At 74.5% G+C, this 22,748-nt stretch carries 17 protein-coding genes; 3 read left to right on the top strand and 14 right to left on the bottom strand.

Features of this window, described 5'->3' with window-relative positions:
• Positions 1 to 508: 508 nt before the first annotated feature.
• From BLW63_RS20090 to BLW63_RS20065, 6 genes are all read right to left on the bottom strand, one after another.
• On the bottom strand, positions 509 to 1,273 hold the full coding sequence (locus tag BLW63_RS20090) for a tyrosine-type recombinase/integrase (RefSeq protein ID WP_244522693.1): 765 nt from the start codon (positions 1,271 to 1,273) through the stop codon (positions 509 to 511).
• Positions 1,274 to 1,308: 35 nt separating this feature from the next.
• Positions 1,309 to 1,509, bottom strand: coding sequence for a hypothetical protein (locus BLW63_RS28140; RefSeq protein ID WP_244522692.1), 201 nt, complete (start codon positions 1,507 to 1,509; stop codon positions 1,309 to 1,311).
• A gap of 792 nt (positions 1,510 to 2,301) precedes the next feature.
• Complete coding sequence (locus BLW63_RS20080) at positions 2,302 to 4,923, bottom strand: ATP-binding protein (protein ID WP_091160268.1); 2,622 nt, start codon at positions 4,921 to 4,923, stop codon at positions 2,302 to 2,304.
• A gap of 29 nt (positions 4,924 to 4,952) precedes the next feature.
• On the bottom strand, positions 4,953 to 5,087 hold the full coding sequence (locus BLW63_RS28655; RefSeq protein ID WP_280140550.1) for a hypothetical protein: 135 nt from the start codon (positions 5,085 to 5,087) through the stop codon (positions 4,953 to 4,955).
• Between the two features lie 354 nt (positions 5,088 to 5,441).
• Positions 5,442 to 6,128: a DNA alkylation repair protein gene (locus tag BLW63_RS20075; RefSeq protein WP_091160266.1), complete on the bottom strand. Its 687-nt coding sequence runs from the start codon at positions 6,126 to 6,128 to the stop codon at positions 5,442 to 5,444.
• Between the two features lie 559 nt (positions 6,129 to 6,687).
• On the bottom strand, positions 6,688 to 7,608 hold the full coding sequence (locus BLW63_RS20065; protein ID WP_244522691.1) for an ABC transporter substrate-binding protein: 921 nt from the start codon (positions 7,606 to 7,608) through the stop codon (positions 6,688 to 6,690).
• Positions 7,609 to 7,711: 103 nt separating this feature from the next.
• On the opposite strand from BLW63_RS20065, the gene BLW63_RS20060 reads away from it, so the two are divergent.
• From BLW63_RS20060 to BLW63_RS20050, 3 genes are read left to right on the top strand one after another with little or no spacing between them, the layout of a single operon-like run.
• Entirely contained in the window at positions 7,712 to 9,436 is a 1,725-nt protein-coding gene (locus BLW63_RS20060; RefSeq protein WP_091160261.1) for a phosphatase PAP2 family protein, read from the top strand.
• Positions 9,433 to 10,026 carry a hypothetical protein gene (locus BLW63_RS20055; RefSeq protein WP_244522690.1) on the top strand — a complete coding sequence of 198 codons (594 nt, stop codon included), beginning with the start codon at positions 9,433 to 9,435 and terminating at the stop codon, positions 10,024 to 10,026. Before BLW63_RS20060 ends, BLW63_RS20055 begins: the two co-directional genes overlap by 4 nt.
• Complete coding sequence (locus BLW63_RS20050) at positions 10,023 to 11,117, top strand: lysylphosphatidylglycerol synthase transmembrane domain-containing protein (protein WP_091160259.1); 1,095 nt, start codon at positions 10,023 to 10,025, stop codon at positions 11,115 to 11,117. Before BLW63_RS20055 ends, BLW63_RS20050 begins: the two co-directional genes overlap by 4 nt.
• A 267-nt stretch (positions 11,118 to 11,384) precedes the next feature.
• On the opposite strand, the gene BLW63_RS20045 is transcribed toward BLW63_RS20050, so the two are convergent.
• The 8 genes from BLW63_RS20045 to BLW63_RS20010 form a co-directional block, all read right to left on the bottom strand.
• Positions 11,385 to 12,086, bottom strand: coding sequence for a TetR/AcrR family transcriptional regulator (locus tag BLW63_RS20045; RefSeq protein ID WP_170856869.1), 702 nt, complete (start codon positions 12,084 to 12,086; stop codon positions 11,385 to 11,387).
• A gap of 65 nt (positions 12,087 to 12,151) precedes the next feature.
• A complete protein-coding gene (locus BLW63_RS28135) occupies positions 12,152 to 13,639 on the bottom strand; it encodes a sodium:solute symporter family transporter (protein WP_091160253.1) in 1,488 nt (495 codons plus the stop codon).
• Between the two features lie 76 nt (positions 13,640 to 13,715).
• Positions 13,716 to 14,744 carry an isopenicillin N synthase family dioxygenase gene (locus tag BLW63_RS20035; RefSeq protein ID WP_091160250.1) on the bottom strand — a complete coding sequence of 343 codons (1,029 nt, stop codon included), beginning with the start codon at positions 14,742 to 14,744 and terminating at the stop codon, positions 13,716 to 13,718.
• Positions 14,745 to 14,757: 13 nt separating this feature from the next.
• Entirely contained in the window at positions 14,758 to 15,531 is a 774-nt protein-coding gene (locus BLW63_RS20030) for a hypothetical protein (protein WP_091160247.1), read from the bottom strand.
• Positions 15,528 to 17,279 (bottom strand): allophanate hydrolase, encoded by a 1,752-nt coding sequence (gene atzF / locus BLW63_RS20025; RefSeq protein ID WP_091160244.1) that lies wholly within the window; start codon positions 17,277 to 17,279, stop codon positions 15,528 to 15,530. The genes BLW63_RS20030 and atzF overlap by 4 nt, the downstream gene beginning before the upstream one ends.
• Complete coding sequence (gene uca / locus BLW63_RS20020; protein WP_091160241.1) at positions 17,276 to 20,938, bottom strand: urea carboxylase; 3,663 nt, start codon at positions 20,936 to 20,938, stop codon at positions 17,276 to 17,278. The genes atzF and uca overlap by 4 nt, the downstream gene beginning before the upstream one ends.
• Positions 20,935 to 21,609, bottom strand: a complete 675-nt coding sequence (locus tag BLW63_RS20015) for an urea amidolyase associated protein UAAP2 (RefSeq protein WP_211517202.1) — start codon at positions 21,607 to 21,609, stop codon at positions 20,935 to 20,937. The genes uca and BLW63_RS20015 overlap by 4 nt, the downstream gene beginning before the upstream one ends.
• Positions 21,606 to 22,502 (bottom strand): urea amidolyase associated protein UAAP1, encoded by an 897-nt coding sequence (locus BLW63_RS20010; RefSeq protein WP_244522689.1) that lies wholly within the window; start codon positions 22,500 to 22,502, stop codon positions 21,606 to 21,608. Before BLW63_RS20010 ends, BLW63_RS20015 begins: the two co-directional genes overlap by 4 nt.
• Positions 22,503 to 22,748 lie beyond the last annotated feature (246 nt).

Here is a 22,748-nt window from a genome sequence, read left to right as displayed (position 1 = left end):
GTGTGCCTGACCGGACCGGCTGTTGCCTCGCCGGAACACCGGCGCACAGTCCGCCGGCGCGTGGAGCGGTCTGGATGCCATGGCGATGACAGTGGCTTCCTCGGTATCGCCGTAGCGCTTCGTCGTGATCACCGTGGACAGGTCATTGTTCGTCCACAGCGCGCTGGACGACGCAATCGGTGTCCGCCACGGCGGCATCGACCGGCTCGGGTGGGGCCTGCGGGCTGCGGTTGCCTGCGGACGCCGGGCGGCATCCCACACCTCTGGCCGCTCGCCACAACCCGCCAAGTCCCGGCTGGCGCAGCTCAGGGGAAGGGCGGGCCGGAGGCCCATCGCGAAGCGACGCGCAGCGCCCTTCCGGCGACCAAGGCAGCCGGCACACTGCCCGGCGGTGGGGGCGCGGCCGGACCACGGCTGCAGACGACGGCATCACCCAGACGCCGCCGGCCCGGGCGCCGGCGGAGCGCAGGCCAGGACCGTCGGGAGCCGCGACGTCCGCACGTGGGGGTCATCCCACCGGGCCGCCCGCGGAGCGCACGGTGGGCAGCGCCGCCACGGTCGCCGCCGGCCGGCGCGCCGACGCCTCGGCAGCGCGCGCCGCGTCCATCGCGTCGGCGACCTCGTCGAGCTGGTCGTTCAAAAGATGGCCGTACAGGTCCAGGGTCATCGTCGCCGACTGGTGACCGAGCATCGTCTGCACCACCTTGACGTTCGCTCCGCTGATGATGGCCAGTGAGGCGGCGGTGTGCCGCAGCGCGTGCGGGGTGAGGCCGTCCAGCCCGGCGGCGCGGACGGCGGGGTCGAAGCTGTTACGACGGAAGTTGCGCAGGTGCAGCACGCCGCCCTGCTCCGCTGCGAAGACGAAGTCCGAGGGCTCCTTGCCGGCGACATGGACGGCGAGTTCCTCGGCCAGGAACCGCGGGACGGGAACCTGCCGGCGCTGGTGGGTCTTCGGCGTGCCGAAGACCCCGTGACCGTTGACGTCCGCGACCGCCTCGGCGATCAGCGCCCGCCGGCGCAGCAGGTTGAGGTTGCGCACCCGCAGGGCCGCCATCTCGCCGTAGCGCACGCCGGTGTAGGCAAGGAACAGGATGGCCAGCCGGTCACGGCCGGCGGCCGCGGCCGGGTCGTCGACCTGCGCGTAGCTGAGGAAAATCTGCTCCCCGCGCACCGTCCGCGGCAGCGGCACGCCGACCGGCGGATTGCGGGTCAGCCGGCCGTCGCGCACCGCCAGGCCCACGACCAGCGACAGCACCCGGTGGGCGTGGCGCACAGTCGAGGCGCTCGTCCCCGAACGGGACAGCCGAGCTACCCAGGCGGCGACGCCCTGGTGGGTGATGTCGCCGAGCCGCACCGGCCCCACACCGGCAGGACGTGCACCCGCAGCGAGACCTCGTAGCAGCGCCGCGTCGTCGGCTTGAGGTCGACCTTGCTCTCCAGCCACTGACCGGCCCACTCGGCCAGGGTGACCCGGATCCGCTTGGGGTCGACGTAGGCGCCGGTGAACACCGAGGTGGTGATCGAGTCCAGCCACGCCTGCGCGTCGGGCCTTCTTCTCGAAGTGCCGCGCGTGCTCCTTGCCCGCCGCGTCGCGGTAGCGGGGCCGCCATCGTCCGTTGGGCCGGCGGGCGATGCTGACCACCGTCAGGTCCCCACGATGCGGCGGACGGGCGCCGCCGGCACCCGCCGATCGCGGCCGACAGCGGAGCGAACAATTGCAGCTGTCCGCAAGGAGTCCGCAGCAGAGCTATTTCCAGCCATTCCAGGCCAACGTCGGCCAATTACCACCAACAGTCTCGCCATCACCTCGCCGATGACGTTACCGCAGGTCAGCGGCGCGCGACAGTCCCTGAGCAGCAGCGATGCGCGGTCCGGAATGGATGCGGAATGGCGCCTTATTGCGGCTCCTAATCAGCGGGTTCGGGTTCGACTCCCTGATGGCGCACCCACTCCATTCCTATCCGCCCTCCGACCTGGGGTTACAGGCTCGGTGGGCACGCCCGCTGGACGTCGTGCGACGCCCACAGCCGCCGGAGTCCTCGCTCTTCACCGACAGCTCTCCCACCACCGCCGAGAGCCAGGGGTCGTCGAGGTGCTGGAGTGCGAGCTGTTCGCCCAGCAGCCCGGCGGACGCTCCACCACCCGACGCGAGGCCAAGCTCGCCGTCGTCGACTACCTCCAGAGCTTCTATACCTCCGCCAGAGGCCTCCACCCTCGGCCAGATCGCCGCCCCGGCGGCGTTCGAAGCACGGCACACTGGCACCACCGCGGTCTGAGCCTCAAGCCGCAGCAACCCGGTGTTCACGCAAGCGGGTCAACTCCAACCGTGCCTATTCTGCCGCGGTCGGCGGTGTGTCCTTCGTGAGCCGTGGGTGACTGGGCGGGCCACCATCGGGCGGTGAGCAGGTCCTCCAGCGGTCGGCGCGCCTCGGCTTCGATGCGGGCGGCACTGTCCGCCTCGCCCAGCCGGTCGGCGAGTGCGGACCGAGTGCGCGCCCAGATCGTCTCGTCAGTGGGGAAAACGGCCGCACCAACCGACCGGCGGATCCCTTCGGCCGCGCCGGCGAGGCGGGCTGCCCGCTTGGAGTTCCCGGCAGCCACGGCGACGGCAGCCAGCCCGTCCAGTGCCCGGGCGCTGGTCTCGCGGCTGTCGAGGGCGCGGCCCTGCTCCAGCGCCTCCCTCAGTACGCGGTCCGCCTCGTCCAAGTTCCCTCGCGCGATGTGTGCGAGACCGAGGTTCACCAGCGCGTTGTCGAGGACGATCTCTGTCGGGCACGTCCGGGCGACCGCGACGCTCTCCTCGAGCACCGGCACCGCCTCCTCGGGGTTGTCCCGGAGGAGCAGCGCCCCGCCCAGGAACAGCAGCGCGAAGGCGAGGCCCCACCGGTCGTCGAGCTGGCGGAAGTCCGCCACGGCGGCCGCGAGCATCGCTTCCCCCTCGGGGGGGTCGGCCGCTGCCACGAGCTGCCCGAGCGGGACCGCCGCCAGGGCGGCCGAGCGGCGGTCGCCGAGCGCACGGTGGAGCTCGACCGCCGTCCGCAGTGCGGGGAGGGCCCGGTCGTGGTCGCCCTGCCCAAAGCTCAGCATCCCGAGCACCAGCGACGCGTGGGCGCGTTCGGCCTCGGTGATGCCTGGGCCGCGCGCTAGCACCTCCTCCATCCACCCGATCCCGGGGCGGAAGAGGCCGTGGACCCACCAGAATCGCCACAGCGCGAGCCCGAGCTCGGTCGCCCCGTCCTCGGCGCCGCGGTCGAGGAACGTCCGCATCGCCGCGCCCAGGTTCCTGGACTCGATGACGTATCGGTCCAGCGCAGGCGGGTCCGCCCGGCCCGGCGCTGCCGGCTGGATCGTGAGCGCGAACGCGCGGAAGAAGGCGGCGTGGGCCGCGCGGATCCGATCGGCCTCCCCGCTCGCCTCCAACCGCTCCACGGCGAACTCGCGGACGGTGTCCAGCAGGCTGAACCGCGGTTCCCCGGAGTCCGGGGCCCCCACTCGGATCAGGCTCTTGTCCACCAGCGAGGCCACCGCGCCGAGCACGTCGGGCACCCGCTCGTCGGCGCACACCGCCTCGGCGGCGGGCAGTGTGAAGCCGCCGACGAAGACGGCCAGCCGGACAAAGGCGACCTTGTCCTCGGCGTCGAGCAGGTCGTAGCTCCACTCCACCGTCCGGCGCAGGGTGTGCTGCCGTTCCGGCAGGTCGCGTGGTCCCCCGGTCAGCATGGCGAACCGGGAGTCCAGCCGGCGCAGCAGCTCAACCGGGTCGAGCAGCCGCACCCGGGCGGCCGCCAGCTCGATCGCCAGCGGAAGCCCCTCAAGCCGACGGCAGATCTCGGCGACCGCCCGCAGCTGCGGCACGTCCAGGGGGACATCGGCCCGGACCGCCCGGGCGCGATCGAGGAACAACTGCACCGCCTCGGCCCGGGCCAGCACCTTGACCGACTCGGTAGCCCCGCCCGTCTGCAGCGGAGGGACGGTGACCACGTGCTCGCCGGTGAGATGGAGGACCTCCCGGCTGGTGGCGAGCACGGTGAGTTCCGCGGCGGCACCGAGCAGCTGCGTGACCAGCGGCGTTGCGCCGGCGACCTGCTCCAGGTTGTCGAGGATCAACAGCATCCGCCGTGGTGCCAGAAACGCGGCGAGAGCGTCCTGCGGCGACCGGCCACCCCCGTCCGGCAGGCCGAGAGCGGTCGCCATGGCGGACGGCACCAGGTCGGGCGAGCGCACGGTCTCCAGCGGTACGGCCGCGACGCCGTCCGGGAATGCCTCCTGCAGCCCCGCTGCAACCTGCAGCGCCAGGCGGGTCTTGCCGATGCCACCGGGCCCGACGAGGGTCACCAGGCGCGTGGCGGGATCGGTCAGCAGCTCCCGCAGCCACGCCACCTCACGTTGCCGGCCGACGAACGAGCTGGTCGGAGCCGACAGCCGCCACCGCGGACCGGGCGCGCCGCCCGCCGTCACCTCCGGGACCTCGAACCGCTCACTCAACAGCAGGGCGAGGTCGTCGGCGACCAGGGTGGCGAGCTCCTCGGCGGTCTGGAAGCTGCGGTAGGACAGCCTGTCGGACCCGATCCGGTCGATCATCGCTGCCAGCCTCGGGTCCCGGTTGGGCGCCGGCGCCTTCAAGTACACGAGCTTCGGCATGTCCTTCGCGGCGACGTACTCGTCCTCCAGCCCGGACAGCTCCTGCCCGGGAGCCACCCAGCCGTACGACTGCCAGTAGACGCCGACGAACACGTGGCTCTGCTGCAAGTAGGCGAGGTACAGCTCGCGCGGCGGGTGGGGTCGAGCGCCCAGCTCGAAGAGCACTGGCGTGAACCGCAGCCGCTCGACGGCGGCCTGCACCGCTCCGCGCTCGGCGGCCAGCTCCTCCATGGTCGAGCTGATGAAGACCCGGAGCCGCTGGTCCGGGGTCTGGATGAGCACAGCGGTCCTCCCTCGGACGGGTCAGGCGGTCAGAATCGCCGCGAGGCCCGCGACTCGGTCGACAGCACGTCGGCGCCCTCACGGAGAGCCGACGAGGTGGGGTCGGTCGCGCCGTTGTCGGAACCCATGCCGATGCCGTCCACCTCCTCCTCATCCGGAAGCACGGAGAACGTGTGCCGGATGATGCTCCGGCTGTCCCAGACACGTCACCCCTGGACTCCCCCGCGGGTCGCGCAGCAGTCGTAGAGGCGCGGTGGACAACCGGGCCGATCGCTCATGGCTCAGAGTCAGAGCTTGTCCTACGTGGTGATGCTCTCGTAGCGGGTGTGGGAGTCGCGGTGAGGCGAGGAGTGCGGCCGTGGTACACCACCTTGGCGGACGCGGCTGCTCGATGGGGTCAAGTCCACCGTCTGAGCTGTGCTCACAGGCTCGGTGGGCACCGGAGGACTGCAGATGGTCGGCAGGTCGTGGGGTGAGCGAGGTCGCAGGACAGCTCGAGAGGCGAGATGCGGAACCCCTCACACGTGGGGCTGTCGGCCCACCATCTCGGAGATCCACATGGGCGCGAACGGGGACGTGCAGTTCGGGGGCGTCGGGTAGTCCTTGAGCACTTCCAAGCGCTCACCGATGTCGATCGCCCTGGCGCGGTGCTCGGCGTGCTCGATCCCGATCTGGGCGAGGCAGTGGTTCATCGCCCACTGCAAGCGGTCCGGGGCGTCCTTCATCTCTGCCTCGATGACGTCGAGAAGTCCTGGGAGGTCGAGGCCTTCGGGCTGCCTCGCCACTCGTTCGGTGGTCAGCGCCCAGCCGGCACTCGCGACCACCGGGTCGGGGTCGGCGGACCAGGCCAGGCGAAGCTCTTCGCAGTTCGGGTTCTTCTTGACCACGTAGTTCACGAGCCAGTCGTGCACCTTGGGGGTTCGTGCGCGACGCAGCATGGTGTCCAACTCGTCCCGCTCGAACGCCTTCGGCCGGCAGATCAGGATCGCCAGCAGTCGCGCGGCGGTGTCATCGGTCTCCCACAGCCCGCGCGCGAGTTCCTGCTGGGTCTTCAGCCGCTTGGCGAGCGCGCGCAGCTTGCTGAGGTTCACGCCGTGGTCGTCACCGTGCTTGGCGTTCACCTCCCGGATCCTGGGGTCCTCGAGCTCGGCCAGCTCGGCCATCACCTCGGCCACCGTCGCCCCGGTCACCACCGAATGAGCCATCTCAGCCTCCTGTGCACCACGTGGAGTATCCAGTCCACGACGACGGTCCGGGTCTCCTGTGCAGGTCCCGCCGGGAGATGCTCGTGCAAGCGGTGGATGATCCGGGTGCGACGAGCCCTGTCGGCTGACAGCCTGCGCCAGCCGCCCGTCCGCGCGTTCCCGGGCACGTGGTGAGTGACCCGTGCGGCGCCTCCGGGCGGTCGATCACGCCCCTGCTGACCGCCGATGAGCGCGAGCCCGCGGTGCTGGCCGCTCTGGGCCGCGGCGGCCTGCGCCCCGAGACCGCCCGGCTGGCCGAGGCGCTGACCGGCCGGTCCACCGAACACCACGCCCTCGTGCTGACCCGATGCTCGACCGGATCGACACGACCACCACCGACGTCGCCACCGTCCAGACCCACATCGACACCCAGTCCAGGGGCTCCCCTCCCGGGCGGAGCCGCTGCATCGTCCCCGGGCCGGCCGACGGTGCGCTGGTGCGCGGTTCCGCCGGCCGCGGAACCGCGCACCAGCGCACACGGTCGGCCCGCGGCCGCGCCGCCGCGCTCCGGCGGGGCCGCTCAACCGCCGTCCCACCACCGGGCGGCGGCCTCGGCGGGCGTCAGGCCGTCGAGCTCCACGGCGCGGTTGAGCTCCACGAGGGCTTGGGTGGTCAGCCGGGCGCTGACCGCGTCGAACGCCGGCTCGAGACGCTCGTAGCGCTCGAGAACGTCGGTGCGCACCAGGGGGACGACGTTCTCGTGCGGCTGGAGTCCCCGGTCGTCGGCCAGCAGCACGATCGGCGCGACCGCCAGCCGGGCGGCGGTCGTCTCGACCAGGCCGACGTCGATCCGGCCCGAGACCAGCGCCTCGACGGTCGCCACCCGCGAGGGCATCGCCTCGACCTCGCCGAACTCCAGGCCGTAGACCTCCCGCAGACCCTGCAGGCAGAACGGCCGCTCCGGGCACTCCGGGGGGCCGCCGAACCGGAGCTGCGGGGCGAGCGGGGCGAGGTCCGACAGCCGCTGGACGCCGTGCGCCTCCGCGAAGGACCGGGCGACGGCGAAGCCGTTCTGGTCCTCGGCAGCGGCGGCCCGGAGCACCGTCACGCCGTGCGCCCCGAGGGTGAGCCGCAGCGCGGCGTGCAGCTCGCCCGGCGAGCGCTCCCCGGGCTCGGTCTGCGGACGGGCGAACGCGAGCGCCGTGCCGAGGTAGTCGATGACGGCGTGGACCACGCCCTGCTGCAGGGCCGGCGCGACGACCTCCCGCGTGCCGATGCCGTGGTCGACCACGACGGGCACGCCGTCCCGCCGGGCGGCCTCGGCGTACACCTCGGCCAGGATCTGGTTCTCCTGGAAGTCGTAGGACGCGATCAGCACGGTCTCGGTCGTCGGCTCCGTCGCCGGGGACGGCTCCGCCGCCGTGCTGCCGCAGGCGGTCCCCAGCGTCGTCACCAGGAGGAGCGCGAGCGCGCCGGCCAGCCGGGCGCGGGAAGGTCGCACGGCGCCTCCTCCCCCATGCCGGGGTGTGCCTCCGCGCAACGTAGCCGCATCCGGGACCAAAGGGGATGGTCGCGCGCCGCCCCGGGGAGGACCCTTCCACGGCATGGCGTCCCTGCCGCAGGTGCCGCTCCAGGCGGCCTCCCCGCGACCAGGCGTCCGGCCGGCGCCCCAGGCCATCGCGCGCGTGCGGCGGCGTCGTCGCCCCTCCGGGGAGCCCCCACCGCTGCCCCGCCACCTCGCCGCGTCGGGAAAGTGGTGGCTGGGCCTGAGCGCCGCGGTCGTCCTGCTGTGGACCGTCGGGGTCGTGACCGGCAGCATCGCGGTGGTCGACCTGGTCGACACCCGCGTGCTGCAGGCGATCAGCGAGGTGCGCTCGCCCGGCCTCACCCGGGTCGCCGAGGTCGCCGGCGGGCTCGCGACCCCGGCCGCGGTCAGGACCCTCTGGCTGGTCACCGTCGTGGTCCTCGTGGCGTCCCGGCGGTGGCGCCACCTGCTGGTGTGGCTGGGGGTCTGCCTGCTGGTGCCCACCCTCTCCGCCGAAGCCGCCGCCACGCTGCAGCGACCCCGGCCCTACGGGGTGGAGATCCTCGGGCCGTGGTCGGGCTTCGCCATGCCGTCGGTGCCGATGACCGTGCTCACGGCCTCCCTGGTCAGCGCCGTCTACGCCCTGGTCCCGGCCGGGCGGTGGCGGACGGTCGGCAAGTGGGTCGTCGTCACCGTGCTCGCGGGCACCGCGGCGTCCCGGCTGTACCTGGCGCAGGACCACCCCACCGACGTGCTCGCCGGCGTGGTCCTCGGCGTGGCGGCGCCGCTGGCGGCGTTCCGGCTGCTCACGCCGAACGAGGTGTACCCGGTGCGGTACAGCCGCGGCAGCCCGGCCCACCTGGACGTGACCGGCGGCCGCGGCCGGGCGATCGTCCGCGCCCTGCAGGACCAGCTCGGGTTGGTCGCCACGCAGGTCACCCCGTTCGGCCTGGCCGGGTCCGGTGGCTCCACCCCGCTGAGGATCACGGTCAAGGCCGACCCGGGGCACAGCGAGGGCGAGAGCTGGGTCTTCGGCAAGCTCTACGCGGCGACGCACCTGCGCTCGGACCGCTGGTTCAAGCTCGGCCGCACGCTGCTGTACGGCCGGCTCGAGGACGAGAAGCCCTACCACAGCGTCCGGCGCCTGGTGCAGTACGAGGACTACGTCCTCCGCCTGCTGTGGGACGCCGGGCTGCCCGTGCCGCACCCGATGGGGATCGTGGAGATCACCCCGGAGCGCGAGTACCTGCTCGTCGCCGAGTTCCTCGCCGGTGGGCGGGAGATCGGCGACCCCGACGTTGTCGTCGACGACGGGGTCATCGACCAGGGCCTGTCCGTGGTGCGCCGGATGTGGGAGATCGGGGTGGCGCACCGCGACGTCAAGCCGGCCAACGTGCTGGTCCGCGACGGGACGCTGTTCCTCATCGACTCGGCGTTCGCGGAGGTGCGGCCCAGCCCGTGGCGGCAGGCGGTCGACCTCGCCAACATGATGCTGGTCCTGGCCCTGCGCACCGACGTGGCACGGGTGTACCGCCGCGCCCGGCTGCACTTCTCCGACGAGGAGATCGCGGAGGCGTTCGCCGCGACCCGCGGGCTGACCATGCCCAGCCAGCTGCGGCGGATGCTGCGGCAGCAGGGCCGGGACCTGCACGCGGAGTTCCTCCGGCTGCTGCCCTACCGGCTGCCAGCGGTGCGGATCCAGCGCTGGTCCATGCGACGCGTGGGCCTGACCGCGGCGACCCTGCTGCTCCTGGCGCTGGCTTGCCGCCTCGCCGTCGACCTGGTCATGTGGTCCCCGCTGTGAGGCCCCGGTGGCTGTCCCCCGCAGCGGCCCTCGCGGCCGCCCTGCTGGCCGGGTGCGCGGCGCCGGCGTCCCTGGGCAGCGACGAGCTGGCCTGCCGGGCGGGGGACGACGGCGAGCCTGCCCGCGGGGTGGTCCTCATGGCGCAGGCGGTGCCCTCCGCGTCCTGGCTGCCGTGCCTGGACGCCGTCCCCCTGGGCTGGCGCCTGGCCGAGGTCGAGGTCCGCGACGGCTCCGGCGGGTTCTGGCTGGACTCCGACCGGGACGGCGTCCGGGCCATCGAGGCGCGGCTGACCGAGGCCTGCAACACTCGGGGCGCCACCGAGATCCCGAGCGACCGGGAGGGGCTGCGCCGCCTGGAACTGGTGACCCAGGTCCACCCGCAGTACGTTGGCACCCGGTTCTACGTCTTCGACGGCGGGTGCCTGGCGATGGTCTTCCGGCTCGACGGCGACTACCGCGCGGAGCCCCTGGCGGTGGCCACCGAGAGCATCGACGTGGTCCGCCGCGCGGACGTGGCGGCGCACGTGCACGAGGAGAGCGGCGGCCGGCTGCACCTCGACGGCCCCGCGGCGGAGGACGGGGCGCCGTGACCGCCGCAGCACCGGTCGCCGGGGAGCGACGCCGGCGGCCACCGTGGCGCAGGGCGCTGGGGCCACTGCTGTCGGTCGCGCTCGTCGTCGCCGTCTTCGCGTGGTTCCTGCCGCAGTTCACCAGCCTGTCCGACGTCTGGGCCACCGTCGCGGGCATGACGGCCGTCGAGGTCGTCGTCCTCCTGCTGGTCGCGACGTGGAACCTCGCCACCTACCAGTTCGTGATGGTCGCGACGATGCCGGGGCTGACGCTGCGGCAGGCGACGGTGTCGAGCCTGACCACGACGGCGGTGTCCAACACGGTGGTCGGCGGCGCGGCCCTCGCCCTGGGGCTGACCTACGGGATGAACTCCTCGTGGGGCTTCTCCCGGTCCCGCACGTCGGTGTCCCTGCTCGTCTCGGGGCTGTGGAACAACTTCGTCAAGCTCGGGACGCCGGTGCTCGCGCTGGCCCTGCTCGCGTTCACCGCCCCGCCGACCGCCGGCCGGCTGGCCGCCGGCCTGGCCGGTGTGGCCGGACTGGCCGCCGCCGTGGTGGTCCTCGGCCTGCTGCTGCGCAGCCGCGAGAGCGCCGCCCGCATCGGGACGGTCGCCGGTCGGGCCGTCTCGGCGCTGCTGCGCATCGTGCACCGCCCCCCGGTGCAGGGCTGGGAGCGAGCCACGAGCCGGTTCCGCGACCGCACCGCGCTGCTGCTGCACGCCCGCTGGCACTGGATCACACTGGCCACCCTCGTCAGCCACCTCTCGCTGTTCCTCGTCCTGCTGCTCGCACTGCGGTTCGCCGGGGTGAGCGGCAGCGAGGTCGGGTGGACCGAGGTGCTGGCCGTGTTCGCCTTCGCCCGGCTGCTGACCGCCGTCCCGTTCACCCCGGGCGGGCTCGGCGTGGTCGAGCTGGCCCTGATCACCGGGCTGTCCGCGGCCGGCGGGGCGCGCGCCTCGGTCGCCGCGGCGGTCCTGGTCTACCGCGCCCTGACCTACGTCCTGCCGATCCCGCTCGGCCTGGCCACCTACGTGTTCTGGCGGCGGAACCGGTCGTGGCGAAGGACGCCGAACTCCGCGCCGCGCACGGAGCTGGTCCCGGAGACGGCCTGACGGCCCCGTGGCCGAGGCGCCGGGACCGAAGGCGCCTGGTGCACCGCGGCGCCGGCCGCTGCCGGGTCGAGGACCTCGCCGCGCACGTCGGCTGGAGCCGTCGGCACCCGAGCGAGCAGTTCCGGCTGGCCACCGCCTCCCGCCCGAGCAGGCGGAGCGGGTCGCCCGCTCCGAACCCACCCGCCGACTGCAGCGTCGGCACGTGGCCGCGCGGGGAGTCCCCGTTCCTCCGGGACACCGACGTGGCCGCCGGGGAGCCGGCCGGGCTCACCCCGCCCTGTCATCCGACCGCTCCGCCGCCGCGGCGACGTCCGCTCCCGCGGTCCGGGACACCGACCGCAGCTGAGCCCAGTCGCCGCGCCAGCCCAGCGCGTGCAGCGCCAGGTCCGCGGTGCGCACCGGCTGGTCGGGCGAACCGAGGCCGTCGGCGCGCAGGTTGGGCAGGGTCTCGGTCAGCCGGAAGACGACGTCGTCGTCGGGGTCCGCGGTCAGGACGTCGGGCGCTGGCGGGGGCAGGTCGGCCACCACCGCCCGCGAGAGCTCCCGGTAGCGGTTCCGGAGGTCGTCGCGTGCGCGGTGGAACCGGGCGAAGCGCTCGGTCCGCACCTCCGGCAGGAGGTACAGGATCCCCAGGTTCCACGGGCCGTCCCACAGCTGTCGGGAGTCCAGGAGTGTGAGCGCGTGCAGCCGGACGGCGGGGCGGAGGGTCATCCGCATCAAGTGCGCGCAGGCGCTCAGCGGCCGGGTCACCGTGCCGCTGAGCAGGACCTCCAGGATGTCGTCCTTGGTGCGGAAGTAGTGGTAGAGCGAGGCCTGCCGGATGCCCACCGCCTCGGCGATCCGGCGGGTCGAGGTGGCGGCGTAGCCCCGGGTGGTGAACAGCTCCCCTGCGGCGTCCAGCACCTCCTCGCGGGCGGTGTGCCCGGGACGTCTGCGGTCCTCGAGCCGGGGGCGGCCGGCGGTGCGCACGGACCCGATCGTGCCAGGCAGGACCGCCGGGGCCCCTGCCGCGCGCACCGCCGCCGCGACCGGCCTCAGCGGGTGGCCGCGAGGTCGGGTGCGACCGGCACCGGCAGCACGGCCGGCTCGTCGGCGGGGGTGCGGCGCCGGCTGGCTGCCGCGACCGCCACGTAGGCCACCAGCGAGGCCGTACCGGCCCATATCGTCGACCAGCCGTCCACGGCCGAGGTCACCACGTCGTTCGGGACGTACAGCAGCGTGTTGTCGACCCCGTAGATCGTCGGCGTGAGGACGAAGGACGCCAGGCGCACTCCGATGCCCACCACGATCGCCGCCACGGCGGCGGGGGCCCCGCCGCGCCGCCAGTACAGCCCCAGGACGAAGGGGACGACGAGGCTGGCGAGCAGCAGGTCGAAGGCGAGGGTCAGCAGGATGCCGGTCTGCGGCACGCGCAGCGCCACCAGCGCGGCCAGCGCGGCCATCGGCAGGGTCGCCAGCCGGGTGGCACGGAGGATGCGCGGTGTCATCACCGGGGCGTGCGCGTCGACCCGGAGCACGTTGCGCACCAGCACCGACGCGGTGCTGAGCAGGACCCCGCTGACCGTCGTCACCGTGGCCGCCAGCAGGCCGGAGATCACGATGACGGCCAGCCACACCGGGGCGTGGTCGCCGAGCAGCGTGTAGAGGATCGGCCCGTCGGCGGCGGCGTCCCCCACGACGCTCACGGCGGCGACCGCGACGAACGACAGCGGCAGGCAGAACAGCAGGATGCCGGTCGCGGCGGAGAAGCAGGCCCGCTGCGCCGTCCCGGGGCTGCGGGAGGAGAACACCCGCTGCATGAGGTCGATCGCCACGAGGTTGCCCAGCCCGAGCGCGATGATCGTCGCCCAGTTGACCACCGCACCGGAGTCGGCGGAGGTGAGCTGCTCCAGGTGACCGGCGCCGAGCCCCTCGGGGGCCGCGAGCCCGTGCGTGGTGGCCATCCACACGACCAGCGCGACGACGCCGACGACGTTGATGGCGACCTGAGCGACACCCGTGTAGACGCTGGCGAACATCCCGCCGGTGATCGTGTACAGCAGGGCCAGCGGGACGGTGAGCAGGATGCCGACGGTGTAGCTGACGCCGAGGAACCGCTCGAGCAGGAAGCCGAGCGCGACCAGGTTGCCGGCCAGCAGGATCGCGAAGCTGCCGACGGTGAGCACCGACGCGGACAACTCCACGCCGCGGCCGAACCGCGCGCGGAAGTACTCCGGCAGCGTGACGACGCCGGCCTGGTGCATCCGCCGCGCGAAGAACAGCCCCATGAGGAGCAGGCACAGGGCCAACCCGATCGGCAGGGCCGCGCCGGCCCAGAACCCGAACGACGCGGCCAGGTCGGCGTTGCCGAGGGTGGCGTTCGAGTCGACGGCCTGGGAGACGAGCACGGCGCCCACCAGCCCGGCGGACAGGCTGCGGCCGGCGACCAGGTAGTTGGTCGTGTCGCCGCGGACTCTCCGGACGGAGACGAGGCCGCTGGCCGTGAGGACGAGCATGCACAGACCGACACCGGCAACGAGCATGGCGGGACTCCAGGACGGGAGGGGATGGGGGAGGCGGTGCGGAGTCCCGGCGCCGTTGCCGGGGTGGGAGGAGCGGTCAGACGGGCTGCCGCGCCTCCTGGCCGAAGGAGGACAGCGGACGCGCGCCCTCGGGCAGGGAGATGGCGCCGGCGGCGAGCCGCTCCCTCAGGTAGCGGAAGCTCTGCGCGGTCTGCGCGAAGACGTGCTCCCCGGCGACCAGCGGCTCCATCGGGGGCCGCCCCTCCCGGACGAAGCCGTCCAGGGGGGCGACCGGGGTGTCGTAGTCGACGGTGAAGAACAGCGGGAACGACCAGCGCTCCTCGGAGACCTTCCGCACCCGGTGGGTCGTCGCGACGAACACGCCGTTGGTCCAGGCCTCCAGCAGGTCACCGGTGTTGAGCACGAAGGCGTCCTCGACGAGCGGGACGTCGAGCCAGGTCCCGCTCGAGTTCATGACCTGCAGCCCGGGCGCGGTGGGCCGCAGCAGGGTGAAGCACTCGTAGTCGGTGTGCGCGCCGATGCCCGGCCGGTCGGCGGCCGAGGCGTCGTACGGGTAGTGGATGAGCCGCAGCTGCGACGGCGGCGTCGTGACGTGCCGGTCGAAGCGGTCCGGGGCCTCTCCCAGCGCCACGGCGAAGGCGCGCAGCACGGTGCGGGAGAGCCCGAAGACCGCGTCGTACCAGGCGGTCACCGCCTCGCGGAAGCCCGGCAGGTCCGGCCACTGGTTCGGGCCCAGCAGCGGGTTGCCGGCCAGGTACCGGGGGTCGTCGGCGGGCAGGTCGATCGAGAGGTCGAAGGCCTCCTTGAGGTCCGGCGTCGCGCCGGCGAACACCTCCTCGCCGATCGGTACGTACCCGCGGTGGTTGGTGGAGCGGGCGATGTGGACGCGCATCTTCTCCTCGAGCGGCAGCGCGAAGAACCGCTCGGTGGCGTCCAGCAGCCCGTCGAAGAGCGACGGGTCGATGCCGTGGCCGACCAGCTGCGCGAAGCCGACGGAGCGGGCGGCGTCGCCCAGCTCGCGGACCGCGTCGGCGTAGCCGGGACCGCCCTCGTGGCGCAGGGCGGCGATGTCCAGGACGGGGACCTCGGTGAATGCCTCGGGCACGGGAGTGCTCCTCTCAGGGGTGGGTGGGGTCGGTCAGCCAGCGGCGTCGCACCGGGCGGCCGGCCACGCTCAGGTCCGCGACGGTCAGGGAGGTGCCGCGCTCGCGCCGCGGCTGCAGGCGGCAGCCGACGCGGGCGGGCAGGGTCGAGGAGGTGATCCGCCAGTCGCCGTCGGCCACGACGCCGAGGGATACCTCCAGGTCCAGCAGCTGCCGGGCGGTCACGAGGTCGCTGTCGGCCACCAGGTCCCGCAGCGCGGACCCCGGCGGCAGCGGCGCCGCCCGGTCGCGGACGTAGCCGAAGTGGTCGCCCAGCCGCAGCAGGAAGCCGGCGCGGCCGTCCTCGCCGCGCAGCTCCAGCTCCAGCCGCGGCGTGCGCGCCGGCGGGGTGTCGTCGGCCCAGCGCTCGACGTACTCGCGGCCGACCCCGGTCTCGACGAGCACGTCGCCGTCGAGGGCCAGCCGGCCGGCGTCGGGCAGCGCGGCGGGCGGGTGCAGGTCGACCACCCGGGTCCAGGTCCACACGTCACCGTCCTGCCGGAGCCGGCCGGCGAAGGCCTCCTGCTCCGTGAGCGCCAGCAGCTGCTCCCGGGTCAGCTCGGGGAGCGGCCCGCCGGTCGCGGCCAGGCCGGCGGGCCGCCGCAGGTCGCAGTACCAGGTGCCCAGCTGGAGCCAGGAGACGTCGGTGGTGGTGTCCGGGGGCGAACCGGCCGCCCAGACGCCCTCCCGTCGCCACACCCGGTCGGCCACCGCCGCCCGGTCGACGCCGGCGAGGGTGCAACCGGTCATGCGTCCACCAGCGACGCCCGCTGGGCGGTCGGCCAGTCGCCGTGCTCGCTGATGTCGACGCCGCCCTGCCAGGCCTCGAGGCTGCAGCCGAACCCGACGGCCGCCGACCCGTCGGCCAGCTCGACCCGCCCCAGGTGCATCGGGGCCGGCAGCGCGGCGAGGAAGTCGCCCAGCCCGGCGGTGGGCACCAGCCAGAGCTGGCCGCCGATCGACACCCCGGCCTCCCGGCCGACCCGGGCCAGGCCCGGTTTCGCCGGCACGGTGTCCAGCCGGGCCAGCCGGTAGGCCGGCGCCGTGGCGGCCGGCCCGAGCCAGCGGGCGCCGCGGTCGTCGAGCTCGCCGTCCAGCGGCTGACCGCGGAGGTGCGCGCCCACCACGAACAGCCGGGTCGCGTCCGCACCGGCCCGCGCAGGCCAGGGCAGGTCGGCGGCCGTGCCCGCCGCGGCCGCACCGGGACGGGCCACCGTCGCGGTCGGCAGCTGCACCAGCCGGGCCAGGTCGAGGGCGACGGCGTCCGCACCGGCGCGGGCCAGCACGGAGACGCCGAACTCCAGGTCCTCGCCGTCCTCGTCGCGGACGGTGCCCGACGGCACGGCGACCGCGCACATGTCCAGGAGGTTGCAGGAGTTGGTGTAGGTGCCCAGGCGGGAGTTGACCCGCACCGGGTCGGCGGCCACCTCGGCGAGCGTCGGGTGGTCGGTGGTGGTGGGCAGCAGCAGTGCGTCGAACCCGGCCAGCTCTGCCATCACGGCGGTGGTCAGCTCGGCCAGCCGCTCCCGGTCGGCCAGCAGCCGGGTGGCCGGCACCGTCCCGGCCGCGGCGATGATCGCCCCCACGGTGGGGTCGACCTCGTCCCGGTGCCCGTCCACGAAGCCGCCCACCGCGGCGTGCCGCTCAGCGACCAGCCCTCCGTCGTAGAGCAGCCGGGCCACCTCCAGGAACGGGGTGAGGTCGATCGCCTCGACCGTCACGCCGTGCGCGGCGAGGCGCTCGGCGGCCGCCCGGACGGCGCCCTGCCGGGCCGGGGAGAGGGCCGGCAGCTCGCGCGGGACGGCGACCCGCGCACCCGGCCGGGCGGCCAGCGGGGTCGCCGCCGGCCACGGGCGGGCACCTCCGGCCATCACGGCCATCGCCGCGTCCGCGGTGTCGAGGTCGCGGGCGAAGACGGTCACGCAGTCGTAGGAGCGGCAGGCCGGGACGACGCCCTGGGTCGGGACGACGCCCACGGTCGGCTTGATGCCCACCAGGCCCTGCAGCGCGGCCGGCACCCGGCCGGAGCCGGCGGTGTCGGTGCCCACGCCGAGGTCGACCAGGCCGAGGGCGACCGCCACGGCGGAGCCGGAGCTCGAGCCGCCGGAGATCCGGTCGGGCCGGCGGGCGTCGCGGACGGCGCCGTACGGGCTGCGGGTGCCGACCAGACCGGTGGCGAACTGGTCGAGGTTGGTGGTGCCCACCACCACCACCCCTGCCCGGCGCAGCCGCTCGACCACCGGGGCGTCCGCCGGCGCCGGCCGGTCGGCGAAGGACGGGCAGCCTGCGGTCGTGGGGAGACCGGCCACGTCGACGTTGTTCTTCACCGCGGCGACCAGCCCCGCCAGCGGCAGGGCGGCCCCGCCGGCGACGGCCGCGTCCACCGCAGCCGCCTCGGCCAGCAGGTCGGCCTCGGGCCGCAGGTGGACCCAGATCTCCGGGCGGTCGACCTCGGCGATGGCACTGAGCGCCGCACGGACCCGCTCGGTGGCGCTCACGCCGCGACCTCCGCCGGCTCGTGGTCCCCGGCGAGCACCACGAGCGGGGTGCCCGCGGCGACCTGGGTGCCCGCACCGATGAGGACATGGGTGACCACGCCGTCGGAGGGGGCGGTCACGACCGTCTCCATCTTCATGGCCTCCAGCGCGAGTAGCGGCTGGCCCGCGGTGACCTCGTCCCCCACGGCGACGTCGACCCGCCAGACGTTGCTCACGAACGGCGCGTCGATGCGGTGGGCACCCTCGGGGAGGGCGAGCTCCCCGGCCGGTTCCGCGGCCGCGCGGGTCTCGGCCCGCCGGGCCCGGTCGAACTCCCCGGCCGCGGCCCAGGCCGCGCGCTCGGTGTCGAACGCGGCCGTCTGCCGGGCGCGGAACGCGGCGATCGAGTCGGAGTTCCCGGCCAGGAACCGCTCGTGCTCGGCGAGGGAGAATGTGCCGTCGGTGACGTCGACCGAGCCGCGGCCGGCGGCGAGGTCGGCACGCAGGTCGAGCAGCTCCTCCGGGCTGACCGGGTACCAGGAGATCCGGTCGAAGAAGCGCAGCAGCCACGGGCTGCCCGGCTCGAACGGCGCGGTGTGCCGGTACCGGCTCCACACCTGGGTGGTGCGGCCCACGAACTGGTAGCCGCCGGGGCCCTCCATGCCGTAGATGCACAGGTAGGCCCCGCCGATGCCCACCGAGTTCTCCGCGGTCCAGGTGCGCGCCGGGTTGTACTTCGTGGTGACCAGCCGGTGCCGCGGGTCCAGCGGAGTGGCCACCGGGGCGCCCAGGTAGACGTCGCCCAGGCCGAGCGTGAGGTACTCGGCCGAGAAGACCGTCGCCATCACGTCGTCGGTGCCGGCCAGGCCGTTCACCCGGCGGATGAACTCGATGTTCGACGGGCACCAGGGGGCGTCGTCCCGGACCCCGGACGTGTAGCGGGCGATGGCCTCGCGGGTCGCCGGATCGTCCCAGGAGAGCGGCAGTCGCACCGAGCGGCTGGGCACGGCGAGCTCGGACGTCGCGGGCAGCTCCCGCTCGACCTCCGCCAGCAGGCCCATCAGCCGGGACGTCGGCAGGACGTCGGGGTCGACGTGCACCTGCAGCGAGCGGATGCCCGGGGTCAGGTCGACGATCCCGCCGACCTCCCCGGCCCGCTGCAGCTCCGCCAGGCGGGTGTGCAGCGCGTGCACCCGGGCGCGCAGGGCGAGGTCCAGCACGATCTCGCCGTACTCGACCAGGACGTTGTCGTCGCCGCTGCGCCGGTAGGTCACCGACGGGGCGCCGTCCACCGCGGGGCAGCGGGCCAGCACGCCGTCGTCGCCGTCCCCGCCGGTGCTGCGCACGAGCGGAGAGGCGGCCCGCCGTACGGGGGAGAGGTCCGCCCGCGACGGCGCGTCCGCGGCGCGGACCGGGACGAAGCGGACGGTGTCGCCGGGTCGCAGCTGCCCGAGCTTCCAGCGGTCGGCGGCGACGACAGTCACCGGGCAGACGAAGCCGCCCAGGCTGGGCCCGTCGGGACCGAGCAGGATGGGGGTGTCCCCGGTGAAGTCCAGCGCGCCGATCGAGTAGGCGTTGTCGTGGATGTTCGAGGGGTGCAGCCCCGCCTCGCCGCCGTCGGGCCGGGCCCAGGTCGGCTGCGGCCCCTCCAGCCGCACACCGGTGCGGGCCGAGTTGAAGTGCACGGTGTAGGCGCTGGCGTAGAGGGTGGCGACGTCCTCGCGGGTGAAGAACTCCGGCGCCGCGTGCGGCCCCTCGGTGACTGCGAGCTGCCAGTCGGCCGGGATCGCCGGGCGCAGCTCCGCGGGCACCGCAGCGGCGTCGGCCGGCTCGGCCGCGGGCACGGTTCGCAGCACGTCACCGGGTCGCAGTGCACGGCCGCCGTGCCCGCCGAACTGGCCGAGGGTGAAGGTGGCGGCGCTGCCCAGGTAGGCGGGCACGTCGAGGCCGCCGGCGAAGAGCAGGTAACTGCGCAGCCCGGTGCCCTCTGCGGCGCCCACGTCCAGCAGCCCACCGGCCGGCACCCGCACCGGCTCCCACATCGGCACCCGGACGCCGTCCACGGTCACGGCGACCTCGGCCCCGGTCACGCACACCGTCGTCGGGTGGGTGAAGCGCAGCGCCGGGCCCGTGGCGGTGCACTCCAGGCCGGGCACCCCCTCGGGGTTGCCGAGGGCCCGGTTGCCGAGCCGGAACGACAGGTCGTCCATCGGGCCGCTCGGGGGGACGCCGACCTGCCACAGCCCCACCCGGCCGGGTGCGTCCTGCACGGTGGTCATCAGGCCGGGCCGGTCCACGGTGATCCGCGGCCACGGGTCACCGACGTCGGCCAGCGTCGCGGTGCTGTGCGCGACCGCCCGGACGTCGAACCGGTCCGGGACCGCGGCCAGCAGGCCGAGGTTCACCTCGATGCCGTGCACCGTCGTGCCGGCGAGCGCGGCGGCGAGCCGGTCCAGGGCCTCGTCGCGGTCCGCGCCGGAGACGATGACCTTGGCCAGCAGCGGGTCGTAGGCCGTCGACACCTCGGTGCCGCTCTCCACCCACGCGTCGACGCGCACGCCGTCGCCCTCGGGCAGCTCGACGGAGGTGAGCACGCCGGCACTGGGCTGGAAGTCCCGCGCCGGGTCCTCGGCGTACACCCGTGCCTCCACCGCATGCCCGCGGACCGGCACCGCGCCGGTGAGCCGGCCCGGCTCCAGGTGGGCGTCGAGCACGCCGGTGTCCCCCTGCGCCAGCCGCAGCATCCAGGCGACGAGGTCGATCCCGGTGACCGCCTCGGTCACCGGGTGCTCGACCTGCAGCCGGGCGTTGACCTCGAGGAAGGACGCCTCCTGCCGCCGCGGGTCGTAGACGAACTCCACCGTCCCGGCCGAGCGGTAGCCGACCGAGGCGGCCAGGGCGCGTGAGGACTCCTGCAGCCGCTCGCGCAGCTCCGGGGGCAGGCCCGGCGCCGGCGCCTCCTCGAGGACCTTCTGGTTGCGGCGCTGCAGGGAGCAGTCGCGGTCGCCGAGGGAGAGCACGCGACCGGCGCCGTCCCCGAAGACCTGCACCTCGACATGCCGCGCCTGCTCCACGTAGCGCTCGGCGAAGACGCCGGTGGCGCCGAAGCTGCGCTGGGCCTGCCGGGTGACCCGCTCGTAGGCGGCCCGCAGCTCCCCGGCGTCCCGGCAGACCTGCATGCCGATCCCGCCACCGCCACCGGTGGCCTTGAGCATCAGCGGGTAGCCGATCTCCTCGGCGGCGGCCAGCGCCGCCGGGGCGTCGGCCAGCAGGGCGGTCCCCGGGAAGATCGGCACGCCGGCGCTCTGGGCCGCGGCCCGGGCGGTGTGCTTGGTGCCGAAGACCCGCAGCTGCTCGGGCGTCGGCCCCACGAACACCAGCCCGGCCGCCTCGACGTCGGCGGCGAAGCCGGCGTCCTCGGAGAGGAACCCGTAACCGGGGTGGACCGCCCCGGCGCCGGTGCGCTCGGCGGCGTCGAGGACCGCCTCGGCGCGCAGGTAGCTCTGCTGCGGAGCGGCCGGGCCGATGCGGACGGCGTCGTCGGCCAGGTGCACGTGCGGGGCGCCGCGGTCGGCGTCGGAGAAGACGGCGACGGTCCGCAACCCGAGGGCCCGCGCGGAACGGATGATCCGGACGGCGATCTCGCCGCGGTTGGCGACCAGCAGGGTGTCGAAGCTCATGCCCCACCCCCCGGCCGCGTCACGACCATCCGCACGGGCGTGGGGTCGAAGGCGTTGCACGGGTTGTTGACCTGGGGGCAGTTGGAGACCAGCACGAGGGTGTCGACCTCGGCACGCACCGCGACCCGCTTCCCCGGTGCGGAGAGCCCGTCGACGATGCCCAGTGCGCCATCGGGGTCGACCGGCACGTTCATGAACCAGTTGATGTTGGACGCGAGGTCCTGCGCCGACAGCCCGTGCCGGGAGCCTTGAAGGAGGAAGTTCTCCATGCACCCGTGCTGGGCGCGGGTGTGCTGGCCGTAGCGCAGCGTGTTCGACTCCTTGGAGCAGGCGCCGCCGAGGGTGTCGTGGACGCCGACCTCGTCGGCCACGACGGTCATCAGCGGCTGCCCGGTGTCGGCACGCAGCACCGAGCCGGTCGTGAGCGAGATCCGGCCCTGGCGGCGGATGGTCTCCGGGGCGGAGTACCGGACCGCGGTGTCGGTCGCGGAGTAGAGCAGGCAGTCGACGGCCTGGTTGCCCGCGAGGTCGACGATGGTGAGCACGTCGCCGACGGCCACCACCGCCGACCACGGGGCCCGGGCGGGGACGTGCTCGTCGAGGACGACCCGCCCGGGGACGAGGGCGGCCGCGGTGCCGGGCACCAGGTCGGTCTCAGCAGTGACGGTCACAGCACTCCCCTGGCCTTCAGGTCGGCGTCGGTGTTGGCGATGGCCTGCAGGTGCTCAGGTCCGAGCGGGCCGACGAGCTCCCCCGCGGCGAGCGGTCCGAGTTCGTGGGCGGCGGGCCAGGCGCGCACCTCGAGCGCCGAGCAGGTGAACTCCGGTCGCGGGTCCAGGGGGTGCGCGGTGTCGGCCAGCAGCACGATCGCGTCGACGTGCAGCAGCAGGTCGATCGATGCGCCGGGGCCGGCGGAGCCCAGCCACTCGAAGGCGCCGTCCGCGTCGACCCGCACGCCCTGGAAGAAGGAGATCGACGGCGGCAGGTCCCGGACGCCCAGACCGTGCTTGAGCGCGCCGAGGGTGAGCAGCTCCCGCCCGGCGGGGGCGGCCGACTCCGGCGCGGACTCGCCGTAGCGGGCCTGGTTGCCCTCCCGGGTCGTGGTGCCGGTCAGGGCGTCGTGGCGCCCGGAGGTGTCGGCCACGACGGTCGCCAGCACCCGACCGAACCCGCTCAGCAGCGGGTGCCCGGCGCGCAGGTACGCCTGCCACGGCACCTTGACCGTGTCGGCGACGTTCAGCCGCTCGTGCGGTGCGTCGGCCCGGTGCAGCAGCACGTGCGCGCAGGCGTCCCCGACGGGGTCGGTGAGTCGCACCCGCGTGCCCCGGGCGAGGACGGCGGTGGTGTAGCCGCCGGGCGCGACCGTCTCGGACCACACCAGCGACTCGCGGGCGACCCCCTCGGGGGCGTCCGGCGCCGTCGCAGGCGGGACGTGCCGCATGAACCCGGCGACCTGGCCGTGCTGGGCGCGGGCGTGCGCCTTGGCGCCGGCGGTGGTCGCCGTGCCCGAGGCGCCGGTCCCCGGTGGCGACCCCGGACGGGCGGGGTGGGTGGTCGTCGTCACGTCGGCTCCCGTGGTGCGCGGTCCCAGGTCCCGGAGGACTTCCTGTCGATCGACAGTTTTCGGGGCCGCGCGCCCGGGCGGGTTCTCGCCGCGTTACAGATCCGGCGCCTCCGGTTAACTCCGCGTGCACGGTGTTTCTGTCGGGTGACAGGAACCCCACGGCGCACGGGGTCCGGCGCGCAGAGGGGCCCCGGCTTCCCGGAGGAGCGGCAGGATGGCCCCGGCCTGCGAGCGGGAGGAGGGCCG

It is taken from the genome of Geodermatophilus africanus (assembly GCF_900107105.1).
Lineage (GTDB): Bacteria > Actinomycetota > Actinomycetes > Mycobacteriales > Geodermatophilaceae > Geodermatophilus > Geodermatophilus africanus.
The sequence above is the reverse complement of the archived record's forward strand: the minus strand, read 5'-3'. Positions and strand labels throughout refer to the sequence as shown.

What these genes read in the sequence shown, in the direction of transcription:
- BLW63_RS28135 (WP_091160253.1), bottom strand. Translation starts at nt 13,639, where the DNA reads ATGCTCGTTGCCGGTGTCGGTCTGTGCATGCTCGTCCTCACGGCCAGC.
- uca (WP_091160241.1), bottom strand. Translation starts at nt 20,938, where the DNA reads ATGAGCTTCGACACCCTGCTGGTCGCCAACCGCGGCGAGATCGCCGTC.
- BLW63_RS20075 (WP_091160266.1), bottom strand. Translation starts at nt 6,128, where the DNA reads ATGGCTCATTCGGTGGTGACCGGGGCGACGGTGGCCGAGGTGATGGCC.
- BLW63_RS20060 (WP_091160261.1), top strand. Translation starts at nt 7,712, where the DNA reads ATGGCGTCCCTGCCGCAGGTGCCGCTCCAGGCGGCCTCCCCGCGACCA.
- BLW63_RS20030 (WP_091160247.1), bottom strand. Translation starts at nt 15,531, where the DNA reads ATGACCGGTTGCACCCTCGCCGGCGTCGACCGGGCGGCGGTGGCCGAC.